Source organism: Kaistella jeonii (assembly GCF_000812865.1).
In the GTDB taxonomy this organism is placed as follows: Bacteria; Bacteroidota; Bacteroidia; order Flavobacteriales; family Weeksellaceae; genus Kaistella; species Kaistella jeonii.
Genome location: NZ_JSYL01000002.1, coordinates 641769 through 655892 on the forward strand (window position 1 = coordinate 641769; position 14124 = coordinate 655892).

The 14124-nt window shown below is 35.5% G+C and carries 13 protein-coding genes; 9 read left to right on the forward strand and 4 right to left on the reverse strand.

Annotated elements, in window-relative coordinates; translation table 11 throughout:
- Positions 1 to 28: 28 nt before the first annotated feature.
- From OA86_RS05635 to OA86_RS05650, 4 genes are all read right to left on the reverse strand, one after another.
- On the reverse strand, positions 29 to 1387 hold the full coding sequence (locus tag OA86_RS05635; protein WP_039349994.1) for a T9SS type A sorting domain-containing protein: 1359 nt from the start codon (positions 1385 to 1387) through the stop codon (positions 29 to 31).
- A gap of 183 nt (positions 1388 to 1570) precedes the next feature.
- Positions 1571 to 2026, reverse strand: a complete 456-nt coding sequence (locus OA86_RS05640; protein ID WP_039349997.1) for a GNAT family N-acetyltransferase — start codon at positions 2024 to 2026, stop codon at positions 1571 to 1573.
- On the reverse strand, positions 2023 to 2646 hold the full coding sequence (gene yihA / locus OA86_RS05645) for a ribosome biogenesis GTP-binding protein YihA/YsxC (RefSeq protein ID WP_039350000.1): 624 nt from the start codon (positions 2644 to 2646) through the stop codon (positions 2023 to 2025). Before yihA ends, OA86_RS05640 begins: the two co-directional genes overlap by 4 nt.
- Positions 2647 to 2704: 58 nt before the next feature.
- The gene (locus OA86_RS05650; protein ID WP_039350003.1) at positions 2705 to 3469 is read right to left on the reverse strand and encodes an alpha/beta fold hydrolase; all 765 of its coding nucleotides are present in this window, start codon (positions 3467 to 3469) and stop codon (positions 2705 to 2707) included.
- A gap of 254 nt (positions 3470 to 3723) precedes the next feature.
- On the opposite strand from OA86_RS05650, the gene mraZ reads away from it, so the two are divergent.
- Genes mraZ through murG form a run of 9 tightly spaced genes read left to right on the forward strand, consistent with a single transcriptional unit; the run spans position 3724 to position 13978 of the window.
- A complete protein-coding gene (gene mraZ, locus OA86_RS05655; protein WP_039350006.1) occupies positions 3724 to 4194 on the forward strand; it encodes a division/cell wall cluster transcriptional repressor MraZ in 471 nt (156 codons plus the stop codon).
- Positions 4195 to 4213: 19 nt separating this feature from the next.
- Positions 4214 to 5107 (forward strand): 16S rRNA (cytosine(1402)-N(4))-methyltransferase RsmH, encoded by an 894-nt coding sequence (gene rsmH, locus OA86_RS05660; protein ID WP_039350009.1) that lies wholly within the window; start codon positions 4214 to 4216, stop codon positions 5105 to 5107.
- 38 nt (positions 5108 to 5145) lie between these two features.
- Positions 5146 to 5511, forward strand: coding sequence for an FtsL-like putative cell division protein (locus OA86_RS05665; RefSeq protein WP_039350012.1), 366 nt, complete (start codon positions 5146 to 5148; stop codon positions 5509 to 5511).
- On the forward strand, positions 5495 to 7486 hold the full coding sequence (locus tag OA86_RS05670) for a penicillin-binding transpeptidase domain-containing protein (RefSeq protein ID WP_039350015.1): 1992 nt from the start codon (positions 5495 to 5497) through the stop codon (positions 7484 to 7486). The genes OA86_RS05665 and OA86_RS05670 overlap by 17 nt, the downstream gene beginning before the upstream one ends.
- 47 nt (positions 7487 to 7533) lie before the next feature.
- A complete protein-coding gene (locus OA86_RS05675; RefSeq protein WP_039350018.1) occupies positions 7534 to 8994 on the forward strand; it encodes a UDP-N-acetylmuramoyl-L-alanyl-D-glutamate--2,6-diaminopimelate ligase in 1461 nt (486 codons plus the stop codon).
- A 10-nt stretch (positions 8995 to 9004) separates the two neighbouring features.
- The gene (gene mraY, locus OA86_RS05680) at positions 9005 to 10246 is read left to right on the forward strand and encodes a phospho-N-acetylmuramoyl-pentapeptide-transferase (protein WP_039350020.1); all 1242 of its coding nucleotides are present in this window, start codon (positions 9005 to 9007) and stop codon (positions 10244 to 10246) included.
- 7 nt (positions 10247 to 10253) lie between these two features.
- A complete protein-coding gene (murD, locus tag OA86_RS05685) occupies positions 10254 to 11579 on the forward strand; it encodes a UDP-N-acetylmuramoyl-L-alanine--D-glutamate ligase (RefSeq protein ID WP_039350023.1) in 1326 nt (441 codons plus the stop codon).
- A gap of 22 nt (positions 11580 to 11601) precedes the next feature.
- Complete coding sequence (locus OA86_RS05690) at positions 11602 to 12831, forward strand: FtsW/RodA/SpoVE family cell cycle protein (protein WP_039350026.1); 1230 nt, start codon at positions 11602 to 11604, stop codon at positions 12829 to 12831.
- A gap of 40 nt (positions 12832 to 12871) precedes the next feature.
- The gene (murG, locus tag OA86_RS05695; RefSeq protein WP_039350028.1) at positions 12872 to 13978 is read left to right on the forward strand and encodes an undecaprenyldiphospho-muramoylpentapeptide beta-N-acetylglucosaminyltransferase; all 1107 of its coding nucleotides are present in this window, start codon (positions 12872 to 12874) and stop codon (positions 13976 to 13978) included.
- The last annotated feature ends 146 nt before the right edge of the window (positions 13979 to 14124 follow it).

Genomic DNA, 14124 nt, shown 5'->3' on the forward strand with positions numbered 1-14124 from the left:
ATCCATTCTATTTAAATGATATTAAAAATTATTTTTTGATCAGTTTCGTATTTTCTACAGAACCATTAGTATAAGATACTTGTAAAATGTAAGTTCCTTTTGTTAAAGAAGATACATTCACTTCTCCTTTAGTTTCTACAGCTTTAACTCTTTTTCCAGAAAGATCAATGATGCTTACTGCTTTAATTTCTTGTTTTGAAGAAACAGTCACAACATCACTTGCTGGGTTAGGATATACTTTTAAACTAGATTTTACTGCACTTTCGTTAGTCGCTAAAGCTAAATCACCACTGAATTTAAAGATTCCTGCTGTTTGAGCAGCATCAGCGAAATAACCACACCATCCTGTAGTAGAATTAAGGAATTTAACTGTTCCTCTTTGTTGCCCATTATCGATAGCTGTCCAGTTTAATCCACCATCTGTAGAATATGAACTACCTGTCATAGTAGCATCAGCGTTTGTAATTCCTGTAGAAACATAAGTATTAGCGGTTCCAGGAACATAAGTAATATCTCCGTAGTACCAAGGACCATTAGGAATAATTGGACTTGTGCTCCAAGTTGTTCCACCATTCGTTGTAGAATAAAGTGACGCAACAGCAGTTCCGCCTGTAACAGCGCCATCAACAGCAATTAAAAGACCGTTGTTGGAATCTCTGAAAGCCATAGATGCAGATGAACCATCAACACCACCGCCTGCAACACCACCACCGAAATCTAAAGCTGGTGTATAATAAATACCCCATGTAAGACCTTTATCTTGTGTACGTACAACTCTACCATTTGTGGTTCCAAACCAGAAATTATCTCCAATTGTATATCTTACTCCTGTTAAACCGTATTCTGTACCTGGATTTGGAGCTGGAGCTGTAGATACCGCAGTCCATGTAGTACCACCATTTACAGTTCTAAAAATTTCGAATTTTCCACCAACTGGATCTCCAGCAGTGATCCCAACGTTGGCATCCCAGAAATAAACGACATTACCAAAAGAAGCAGTCGTATAAACGTTTTGTTTAACCCAAGACGTACCACCATTAATTGTTTTGTAAACTCCATTTCCAGCAGTACCAGTTGAAGGAGCAGTTACTACCCATGCAGTATTTGCATCTAAAGCTGCAATATCACCAACAAGTGCGGCAGTTGGAGGACCTGTAATATTACCAGGAGTCCATGTTGTTCCACCGTTAATTGTTTTAATGAAGGTTTTAGGATAAGTTCCTCCACCTGAACCATCTGAAACAGATGCCCAAACAACATTCGCATCAACTATAGCAATTTCTCTAGGAGCAAATGAAGTAGGAAGTTTAGTCGCTTGTGGGATCCAAGTTTGAGCTTGAGTCGCCATTGAAACTAGCGCAAAGCCAGTAAGTAAAATTTTTTTCATAATCTTGAAATTAAATGATTTTGGTAAAAGTATATAATTCCTAATTATTAAACAAATTATATTGTTGCTTTTTTAAATAATTGCGAAATTACGTACAAATATAACACCTAATCATTTGAATATAAATCATATTCGGAGAGAATTTTCAAATAACTAAATTTTTCACCAAATATCGTTCGGTGGTTACTCAGAATATTTGACCATTTCCGTATGAGGAATATCATCCTCAAAATAATTATTTTCTGTAACTCTGAAACCAAAATCTGAATAAAATTTTAGCAGATAATCCTGCGCAGATATTCTTATATTATGGGTTCGGAATTTTCCTTCAATCGTATTAATTGCGATTTTTATTAAAATCTTTCCTAATTTTAAATTTCTGTAAGATGGATTTGTAAGGACTCTTCCAATAGACGCTTCGGTATATTTTATTCCAGGTTTGAAGATTCTGCAATACGCTAAAATCTGATCGCCTTTTTCTGCCCAAATGTGTGCTGCTTTTGTGTCGTATCCATCTGCATCGAGATAATAGCATGTTTGTTCTACAACAAAAACTTCTTGCCGGATTTTTAGAATTTCATATAGTTCTTTTGTAGAAAGCTCTTCAAAAGATTTTATTTTCCAAACAATATTGATCACCCTTCAAACTTAACTTTGTTTTTGATTAGAAACTCATTGGTTTTCGTAATAAATTTCAGGATTTCATCACCTCCAATTTTCTTTTCTGCAGATGTTACGTACATGTCGGGCAATTCATCCCAGGTTTTCAAAAGTTCATTTCTATAAACTTCAACGTTAGCATTTACAGTATTAGGTTTTAATTTATCAGCTTTCGTAAAAACAATGGAAAAAGGAATACCACTTTCACCACACCATTCTATAAATTCGATATCAATTTGCTGCGGCGTATGTCGGGAATCTACCAAAACGAAAAGATTAACCAAATTTTGTCGGTTCAATATATAATTGGTATTTATTTTCTCAAAATCTTTCCTCATACTTTTTGAAACTCGCGCATAACCATAACCAGGAAGATCGGTTAGATACCAGTTTTCATTGATTAAAAAATGATTAATTAGCTGTGTTTTTCCAGGAGTCTGGGAAGTTTTCGCCAGATCCTTATGATTCATCATCGCGTTGATCAATGAAGATTTACCAACATTAGACCTACCAATAAATGCATATTCCGGCAAGTTGGGTTCCGGACATTCCTGCCATTTGCCACTGCTTTTTACAAATTCAGTTGTTTTGATAACCATTTGTTATTTTTTTTCAAATTTAATTAAATAAAAAATGGAAGCTTAAACTTCCACCCTATTATTTTTTTAATGATTGCAACCAATCGTATAATATCTGATTGAATTCATCTGGTTTTTCCATCATTGCAGCATGACCACAATTCTCGATCCAGTGCAGGGAAGAATTCGGCAGAAATTTATTCATATCTATTGCGACTTCAGGTGGAGTAACATTATCTTGTTTTCCCCAGATCAGGCAAACTGGTGCTGTAATTTTCGGTAAATCATTCAACATATTATGCTTGATGGCACTTCTTGCAAGCATCACGGTCTTCAGTCCTTTCATGCGATCGTTCACTACAGAAAAAACCTCATCTACCAGTTCATCCGTTGCAATACTGGGATTAAAGAAAACTTCCTGTGTTTTCTTTTTAATATATTCTTTATCAGATTTTCTCGGAAAACTATCGCCAAATGTTCTTTCATAAAGCCCGGAACTTCCTGTAAGCACCAAATTTTTAACCAACTCAGGTCTTGCCAAAGTTAAAATCAAACCAACATGACCACCCATGGAATTTCCAACAATAGTCACAGGTTCCGTTGCTTTTGCTTCTATAAATTTTGCAACATATTTTGCAATAGTCGTAAGGTTTGTATTTAAAACAGGCAGATCGTAAATTGGTAATACAGGTACGAAAACTTTGTAACCTCTTTCAGAAAAAAAGTTTACTGTTTTCTCAAAATTGCTTAAACCACCCATCAATCCGTGTAATAAAATCAACGGATGTCCTTCTCCAGCTTCAATGAAAGAGAATTTCTTTTCTTTTTTCGTAATAAATCTCATAAAAAATGCTTTATCAGCGCTGCAAAAATACAAATTTAACACCAACTTTAATTTAGGTCCTTATATTTTTAATAAAAGTAATATTTTTCACAATACCCTAAATGTTTTTTTTCTAAAAATTAAAAAAAAGAATTCAGGACCATAACTCGTTTTTAATCAATTATTTAGTACTTAAATCCAAAACTTATTAACATTAAGTCAAAAAGTGGGAAAAAGTGGGAGGTTTTAGAAATTTTTATATAAATTTGTCCCAAATGAAGAATTTCATCGGTACATACGAATGCAAAATGGACGACAAAGGTCGCATCAAACTTCCTTCATCTCTGGTAAAACAGATGGAGAATTTTGGTGGTGATTCCTTTGTGGTAAAGCGTTCTGTGTTTCAATCCTGTCTGGAAGTTTATCCAATGAACGGGTGGGAAAAGCTGATGGAGAAAATAAATAAGCTCAATCGCTTCCAAAAGAAAAACGCCGATTTCATTCGTCAGTTTACGGCTGGTTTAAAAATAGTAGAGCCTGATAATGCTGGAAGACTTCAGATTTCTAAAGATCTAACGCTTTTTGCAGATCTAAAAAAAGAAATCGTGATCACAAGTGCAGGTGAACTTTTTGAGATTTGGGACAAAGATGTTTACGAAGAAGTTATTGCAACTTCTGCGGAGGATTTTGCACAACTTGCAGAAGAAGTGATGGGCGAAATCAGTTTTGATGACGACGAAAATTAATCCGGATAATAATTAAAATATGTATCATAATCCCGTTTTGCTAAAGAAAAGTGTAGATGATTTGGTGACAAATCCCGACGGAATTTATGTGGACGTAACTTTCGGTGGCGGTGGTCATTCCCGAGAAATTTTAAAAAAACTTTCGCCTAAAGGTAAATTATACAGCTTCGACCAAGATTTAGATGCCTTGAAAAATACAATCGATGATGAAAGATTTACGCTCATCAATCAAAATTTCAGGTTTTTAGAAAATATGTTGATGGCTTTCGGAATTTCAAAGGTTGATGGAATCTTGGCCGATCTAGGAGTTTCTTCTCATCAGTTCGATGAAGCTGAGCGCGGATTTTCTACAAGAATGAACGCTCCTTTAGATATGAGAATGAATGTGATGCAGGTTTTAGATGCGAAAAAAATTATTAATGAATATGAAGAAGAGCAGTTAGCTTCTATCTTTTATTATTACGGTGAATTGCGGGAGTCACGAAGATTAGCAAGAGAAATTGTCAAACATCGCCAAACAAAAAAGATTGAAACGACAGAGGATTTAAAAAAACTCTTCAGTTACATTCCGCAGTTCAAGCAAAATAAATTTTTTGCACAGGTTTTTCAAGCCGTAAGAATTGAAGTGAACCAGGAATTAGAAGCTTTGAAAGAAATGCTCGTTCAGTCCTATAAAATTTTAAAACCTCAGGGAAGATTAGTGGTAATTTCTTATCATTCCCTGGAAGATCGTTTGGTCAAAAGATTTTTAAAAAATGGAATGTTCGAAGGCGAACCAGCGAGAGATATTTACGGAAATTTCTCAAAAACATTTGACCTTCTTCAGACCAAAGCAATCATTCCAGATGAAGCAGAAATAGCAGAAAACTCCCGGGCAAGAAGCGCAAAAATGCGTGTCGGAATAAAGATATAAGTAATTAGCAACATCATTACTAGTTACAGATAAAAAAGATGGCAAAAAGACCTACAAATCGCCCCCAGAAAAAACTCACTTTTATAGATATTGTAAAAGGGAATTTCCTCAATCGCGATGAAGTGAAAATTCATTACAAGTATTTTCTTTTGGTTTTTGTCTTAATGATGATTATCATCTACAGCAATCATTTAGTCAGCAAAAAAATAGAATTGGTAAATGATCTGAAAGAGCAAACAGAGGAATATAAATCCCGAAATGCGTATGCTCAAAGCAGATTGATCAAAGTAAAATTAGAATCAGAATTAGGAAAAGAAATGGTGCAGGATTCACTACTATCATTAGAAAATCATCCTCACAAATTATTGATAAAATTAGACAGTACAGATGGCGGTTCAAAATGAATTCGAAAATAAGCGCAAACAAACATTACGATGGGGTTACTTCTTCGCAGGCTCCGCTTTTGTCTTATTTATGGTTTTTCTTGCTAGAATTATTGTCTTACAAAACACTAATGTTCAGGAGATTAAAGATGATTACATCAACAAAAATTATCGGGAAGCAACCTTAAAAGCTGCACGCGGAAATTTATATGCTGCAGATGGTTCTATTCTAGCAACGACTGTGATGCGTTATGATGTATATCTTGATTTCAAAACCATAAAAGATTCTGTTTACTCTAATAATATCGCCGCATTATCTGATTCATTGTCACAAATGTTTGGCAAACCGAGAAGCTATTTCAGAGATCGGCTTGATCAACAGAAAAAAGCAAAAAATCAGTATTATGCTCTGGCAAAAGGACTAGATTTCGATGGTTATGACCGGATCAGAAAGTTTCCAATTTTTATTAAAGGGAAAAACAAAGGCGGTTTTATCATCGACAGAAATTTTAAAAGAGAATTGGCAACGACTCAGATCGGCGCAGGAACAATCGGAATGGATAATGGTGCTGCACAATCAGGTTTAGAAGGTGCCTTTTCAAAATATTTGACCGGAAAAGATGGAACACGTCTCGAACAAAGAGTCAATTCCAGCCAATGGAAACCCATCGATTACTGGAAAGTGAACGAACCTGTTGATGGACAGGATGTTTACACTACAATTGATTTAAGAATTCAGGACATTGCAAGTTCAGCTTTAGAAAAACAATTGATCAAATTCGATGCTGATCACGGTTGCGTTTTGGTGATGGAAGTGGCAACTGGAAAAGTAAAAGCAATGGTTAATCTGCGAAGAACTGAACCTGGAATTTATGTAGATGCCTACAATTATGCCATGAAAGATGCCTCTGAACCAGGATCAACTTTCAAAACAGTTTCCCTTTTAGCCGCAATGGATGACGGTTTTATTGATGAAAACACAACAGTAAATGTTGGAAACGGAGTTTGGGTTTATGCAAAACAGAAAATTTCAGATGGTCACGGTGGTGGAACTTATGATATTTCAGATGTTTTAGCGAAATCGAGCAACGTAGGTTCCGCGAAATTGATCACTAAATTTTATGCAGACAAACCTCAGGTGTTTTTAGATCATTTAAGAAGGTGGAAAATGTTTGATAAAATGGATATTGAACTTCCTGGAGTTACGAGACCCTATATTGTTACGCCAGAAAGTAAAAGATGGAATGCCGCAACTTTAGCTTCTTTGGCTTATGGATATTCGTCCCGTTTTAATCTGTTACAACTCACCACATTTTATAATGGGGTTGCCAATAAAGGAGTGATGCTCAAACCTCTTTTTATCGATAAGATCATGAAAGACGGTCAAGTTCTTTTCACTGCTAAACCAGAAATAATGGTCAAAAAGATGGCTTCGGAAAAAGCGATCAAAATGATGACCAGTGCATTAACTAAAGCCGTAGAAAAAGGAACCGCGAAAAGTATTTTTACGCCCAATTTAAAAATGGCCGGAAAGACAGGAACTGCAAGATTTGAATACTGGAAACCCGGACCGGCAAAATATCAGGCGAGTTTCGCAGGATTTTATCCGGCAGATAATCCGAAATATACGTGCATTGTGATGGTAAATCAACCGGATAATTCGAAAGGATTTTATGGTGCGACAGTTTCGGCGCCTGTATTTAAAGAGATTGCAGGAAAAACTTTCCTAAAAACTCCACAGAATATCGAACAGGAATTATTGGTTGACCGAAAAGTAGATCTGAGCAAAATGATCGAGCCTACCGTAAAAATTGCGGTAACCGGTAATCAAATGCCAAACGTTACAGGACTTATTGGAAAAAACATCATTCCACAATTGGAAAATCAAGGATACAGAGTTGATTACAAAGGCGTTGGTCGAATTAAAGAACAGTTTCCATTAGAAGGAACTATTATCAATAAAACCCAAAGAATATATCTGCAATTGCAGAATTAAAAAAAATGTAGGGATAAGTATCAACTTGTCAACTATAAAATAACAAAATGAAGTTAGAAGAATTATTAAAAAGAATCCCAGTTTTAGAAATGATCGGAAATCAAAATACCGACGTTTCAGAAATTGTTTTCGACAGCCGAAAAGCTGTTGCGGATTCTCTGTATGTAGCCATCAAAGGAACTGTTTCCGATGGTCATTCTTTCATCGATTCTTCTATTGAAAAAGGTGCGAAAGTTATTCTTTGTGAAGTTTTACCTGAAGACTTAAAGGATAATGTGACTTACATTCAAGTAAAAGATGCATCAAAAACTTTAGGTCAACTAGCTTCCAATTTTTATGGGAATCCTTCAGAAAAGTTAAACTTAATCGGAGTTACAGGGACTAACGGAAAAACTTCTGTTGCAACTCTTTTATTTGATATTTTTAAAATCTTAGGATTTCAATCATTATTAATTTCGACCGTAGAATATAGAATTAGGGACGAAATTATTCCGTCAACTCATACGACTCCCGATGTTATTCGAATCAATCAAATGTTAGCAAAAGCAGTTAAATTGGATTGCGAATATGCTTTTATGGAAGTTTCTTCCCACGGAATTCATCAAAACAGAACGGAAGGTTTACATTTCAAAATCGCCGGATTCACAAATATTACGCACGATCATTTAGATTATCACAAAACTTTTGAGGAATATTTAAAAACCAAAAAGAGATTTTTTGACGAACTGAATTCAGAAGCAATTGCCATCACCAACATTGACGACAAAAATGGAAACGTAATGCTTCAAAACACCAAAGCGAAGAAGAAAACCTACGCTTTGAAAACGATGGCAGATTTCCACGGTAAAATGTTGGAAACCGATTTCAACGGAATGCTTCTCAACTTTAATGGAAAAGAATTCTGGACGACTTTATCCGGAAAATTCAATGTTTATAATTTGCTTTTAGCTTATGCAATTACTGTAGAATCGGGATTTCATGAAGAAGATATATTAAAAGCAATGTCACAATTAAAAACAGTAAAAGGCAGATTTGAAACTTTAAAATCTGAAGGCGGAATTTTCTTCATCATCGATTATGCACATACTCCGGATGCTTTGGAAAACATTTTAGATTCCATCAACGAGATCCGTACAAAAAACGAAAGATTAATCACTGTATTTGGTTGCGGCGGCGACAGAGATCACGCGAAACGTCCTGAAATGGGAAAAATCGCATCAAGAAAATCGACTTTAGCCATCATCACTTCTGATAATCCACGAACAGAAAATCCTGCAACAATCATTCAGGAAATCGAATCCGGTGTTGAACCTCAATATTTCAGCAAATACACTTCAATTCCTGACCGAAGAGAAGCAATTAAAATGGCCATTAAATTTTCAGAACCTAAAGATATTATCCTCATTGCCGGAAAAGGACACGAAAATTATCAGGAAATCGATGGAATAAAACACCATTTTGATGATAAAGAAACAGTTATAGAATTAGCAAAATTAATGAGCAAATAAACGATCAATTATGTTATACTACCTCTACGAATATTGTATCGCCCACGGAATTCATCTTCCGGGAATTGGTATGTTTAAATTCATCTCTTTCCGAGCAGGAATGGCGGTTTTATTGTCATTAATAATCGCTTTGGTTTTTGGGAAGAAGATCATCAATTATTTGCGCAAAAAACAAATGGGCGAATTGGTTCGTGATTTAGGTTTAGATGGTCAAAAACAAAAAGAAGGAACTCCGACAATGGGAGGTTTGATCATTATTTTGGCAACCTTAATTCCAGTTTTATTATTCACCAGAATATTTAATGTTTACATCGTTTTGCTGATCACTTCTGTCGTTTGGATGGGAGCAATCGGATTTATAGACGATTATTTAAAGAAAGTAAAGAAAAACAAGGACGGTCTTAGCGGAAAATTCAAAGTAATCGGTCAGGTTGGTTTAGGCTTAATTGTGGGAATTACCATGTATTTTCATCCCGATATTACGGTAAAAAGAAAATATGCAGATGCTAAAGAAATCAATAGAAACAATGTTGAAACGAACTTTATGCCGACGGAAAAAGCAACGGTTTCAACCGTTCCTTTCGTAAAAAATAATGAGTTTGACTACAGCGGAATTTTATTTTGGATGACACCTGAAAAAGCTCACGAATGGGCATGGATCGTTTTTATCCCTTTCGTTATTTTTATTGTAACTGCAGTTTCCAATGGCGCTAACATTTCAGATGGGATCGATGGTCTCGCCGCAGGAACCAGTGTCGTCATATTGTTGACGCTCTCCTTTTTCGCGTACGTTTCTGGGAATATCATTTTTGCGGATTATCTCAATATAATGTTTCTGCCCAATATGGGGGAAACAACCATTTTTGCGCTCGCGTTGGTTGGTGCAGTTATCGGATTTTTCTGGTACAATACTTATCCAGCGCAGGTTTTTATGGGCGATACGGGAAGTTTGATGTTGGGAGGTGTGATCGCAGTTTTAGCGATTATTTTAAGAAAAGAATTACTGATTCCTGTTTTGTGCGGAATTTTCTTGATAGAAAACATTTCCGTCATGCTGCAGGTCGGAGTTTTTAAATACAGAAAGAGAAAATTTGGGTTAGAATACGCTCAAAATAATAGACTTTTTAAAATGTCTCCTCTTCATCATCATTACCAGAAAGAAGGTTATCACGAAAGTAAAATCGTAAACCGAATGGTGATCATGGGCGTTCTGTTTGCGATTATTTGTTTAATTACTTTAAAAGTCAGATAAAAATTATATGAAAATAGTTGTTTTAGGAGGCGGAGAAAGCGGATTTGGCGCAGCTTATTTGGCGAAGAAAAAAGGCATGGAAGTATTCTTGTCTGATAAAGGCTTGATCAAAGAGGACTTCAAAAAGCTTTTGATCGACGCTGATATCGAGTTTGAAGAAGGACAACATTCAGAAGAAAGAATTCTTGCTGCAGACTGGATCATAAAATCACCTGGAATTCCGAAGAAAGCTGATATAATTTTCAAAATCAATCAGAAAGGAATCAGATTATCTTCTGAGATCGAGTTCGCTTCACAGTTTACAGATGCTAAAATAATTGCCATCACAGGAAGCAACGGTAAAACGACAACGACTTCGCTCATCTATCACATTTTAAAAAATGATGATTTGAAAGTTGGTCTCGGTGGAAACATTGGGAAAAGCTTTGCGAAACAGGTTGCAGATGAAGATTTCGACTACTATGTTTTAGAGGTAAGTTCTTTTCAATTGGATGATATTCAAAACTTTAGACCTTATATTTCTTTGTTATTGAATTTGAGTCAGGATCATTTAGATCAATACAATTACAACTACGAAGAATACGCATTAGCGAAATTTAGAATTACAGAAAATCAGGAAAACGACAACTTTTTTATCTATAATAAAGATGATGTGATGAGTCAGAACCTTTTAGAAAAATTAGAAATCAAGGCGAAAATGATCCCTTTTTCTACGAAAGAAAAACTGAAAGAAGGCGGTTATCTTAATGATAATAAAATGGTTGTAAAATTAGCAGATGAGTTTTCGATGAAGATCGAGGAACTTTCTTTGGTCGGTAATCACAACATTGCCAATAGTTTAGCAGCTTCGATTGCGGGGAAAATACTACAGATCAATAATGAAAGTATTCGCAATTCTTTGATGACTTTCCAGGCAGTTGAACATCGTTTAGAACAGGTGGCAGAAATAGATGGCGTGAAATTTATCAATGATAGCAAAGCGACCAACGTAAATGCAACTTACTACGCTTTAGAAAGCATGAAACAACCCGCAGTCTGGATTGTTGGTGGTGTAGATAAAGGAAATGACTATACAGAAATCGAAGAATTAGTAAAGAAAAAAGTAAAAGCAATTGTTTGCTTAGGACTTGATAACCAAAAAATTATTGATTTCTTTCAGGACAAGACAGAATTGATTTACAGCACATCAAGTATGGAAGAAGCCGTAAAAGTTTCTAAATCTTTAGCTGAAAAAGGCAATACGGTTTTACTTTCACCATGTTGTGCAAGTTTCGATTTATTCAATAATTACGAAGACCGTGGAAATCAGTTTAAAAACGAAGTTTTAAAATAAAATCGGAAACGATTCAAACAAAATGCAGGAAACAGAAAACAAATTCGAACTATTAAAAGGCGACAAAGTACTTTGGAGCGTTATCTTGCTGATTTCGTTCTTCTCCGTATTTCCCGTGTATTCCGCCAGTTCAAATTTGGAATATATCGTCAATAATGGCACAACGACAACTCACTTAATGAAGCACATGTTTTTCGTGGTTCTTGGTTTGGCGATTATGCGTGGAGTTGGTTTTTTCAAATACGAACATATTGGGAAACTCAGCAGTATTTTATTGGGAGTTATGGTTCTTTTATTATGTCTAACAATGTTTACAGGGCAGAAAATCGATGGTGCTTCAGCTTCTCGTTGGTTAAAAATCCCAGGAACACCAATTTCCTTTCAACCATCGTCTTTCGCCTATTTATTGCTCGTGATTTACCTCTGCAGATATTTAACCAAAAGGATTAAAAGAGATCGTCTTCCAATTGAAAACGTGCTCTATATTTTTGGACCTGTAATGTTGGTTTTTGGACTCGTTGCTAAAGATAATGGTTCTACAGCTCTGATGATTTTATTAGTTTCTTTAGCCGTAATGATTATTGGACAGCTGAACAAAAAATACATTTTGGGTTTCATGGGAATCTCAACTTTAGCAATCGGATTATTTATGTTTTTGGCCTTAAAGACCGATTTAATAGGAAGTAACCGTGTTCATACCTGGATGAGTCGTGTTGAAACTTTTAGCAATACCAAAAAAACAACCGATGTTGAAGATGAAACTCTAAAAGCAAAAAATTACCAGGTTATGCAGGCAAAAGCTGCGATCGTTCACGGCGGAATCACCGGAATGGGTCCCGGAAAAAGCGCTTTAAAACAAATGCTTCCCCAATCTGCTTCTGATTTTATTTTTGCCATTATCGTTGAAGAATACGGATTTTTTGGTGCAGTATTTTTAATAGTCCTTTACCTCATCATGATCATCAGAATTGTAATGATTGCCAGTAAAATGCCCGCATTTTTTGGGAGTTTACTCGTGCTGAGTTTGGGAATAATGATTTTCGTGCAACTTTCCGTGAATATTGCGGTCGCCATTAATCTTATTCCTGTTACAGGACAGCCTTTGCCATTAATAAGTTACGGTGGAACCTCGATGTTGGTAACCTATATTCAGTTAGGAATTATTTTAAATGTAAGTTCCAGAATTCAGGTTTATGATGAAGAAGGAATGGGTAAAACGCAGAATATTGAAGAAATAAATGATATCGCATAAACCGTAGAGACGCGATTGATCCCGAGTCACAAAAAAAAATATGAACAAAAATTTAAAAATAGTAATGAGCGGCGGCGGAACAGGTGGACACATCTTTCCTGCAATCGCTATTGCCGACGAGATCAAAAAAAGATTTCCGACGGCCGAATTTTTATTCATTGGTGCGAACGGAAAAATGGAGATGGAAAAAGTTCCACAATCAGGTTACAAGATTGTGGGATTAAATATCGCTGGATTTGACAGAGGAAATTTATTGAAAAATATAAATCTTCCTTTTAAAGTAATGTCAAGTTTGATGAAAGCTAAAAAAGCCATTAAAGAATTCAAGCCAGACTTCGCAGTCGGAACAGGAGGATTCGCGAGCGGACCGGCTTTATTCACCGCTTCGAGATTAGGAGTTCCAATTTTTGTACAGGAACAGAATTCTTTAGCCGGAAAAACGAATATCTTTTTATCGAAAAAAGCAAAAGCAGTCTTCACAGCTTATCCGAATATGGAAAAATTTTTCCACGGCACGAAAACCTTTTTCCTGGGAAATCCTATTCGTAAGAATATTATTACAGATCTAACAGATTCAAAACAGGCGAAAGAAAAATTAGGCTTAAATCCTGACAAACTAACCATTCTTTCTGTTGGCGGTTCATTAGGATCAAGAACCTTAAATAACGGTTGGAAAGAAAATTTAGAGGAAATAAACCATAAAGGTTATCAATTAATCTGGCAAACTGGAAAAACGGATTTTAAAGATTTATCATCAAGCATCCAACATTCAGAGTCAATCCAAATTAAGGAATTTATTTCCGATATGGCTTTAGCGTATTCTGCAGCAGATATAATTGTTTCCAGAGCTGGAGCGATTGCGATTTCAGAATTGGCGATGGCAAAAAAACCAGTGCTTTTAGTTCCGTTTCCTTTTGCCTCAGAAGATCATCAAACTAAAAACGCGATGACTTTAGTAGAAAAAAATGCAGCAAAAATGGTAAAAGACATAGAAATGAAAGAAAAATTTCTGCCGACTTTATTAGAAATATGCGAGAATGAAAATTTGAGAAAAGAAATGTCCGCAAATCTCGAATTTTTTGCAAAACCAAAAGCGACAGAGGAAATTGTAACTGAGATTTTAAAAACATTAAAAATAAGTTCTTAAAACGAAAACCAGCCAAAAAGTGACAAAATCATCAAAAAAGATGAAGCACTTTATAAACAAGCCACGAAGTGGCGCAATCAAGAGCAAAGGGTGAAGCCCTTTGAATTTGAAAAAACAAAACAAAAACAGCAATAGAAAGCCATGAA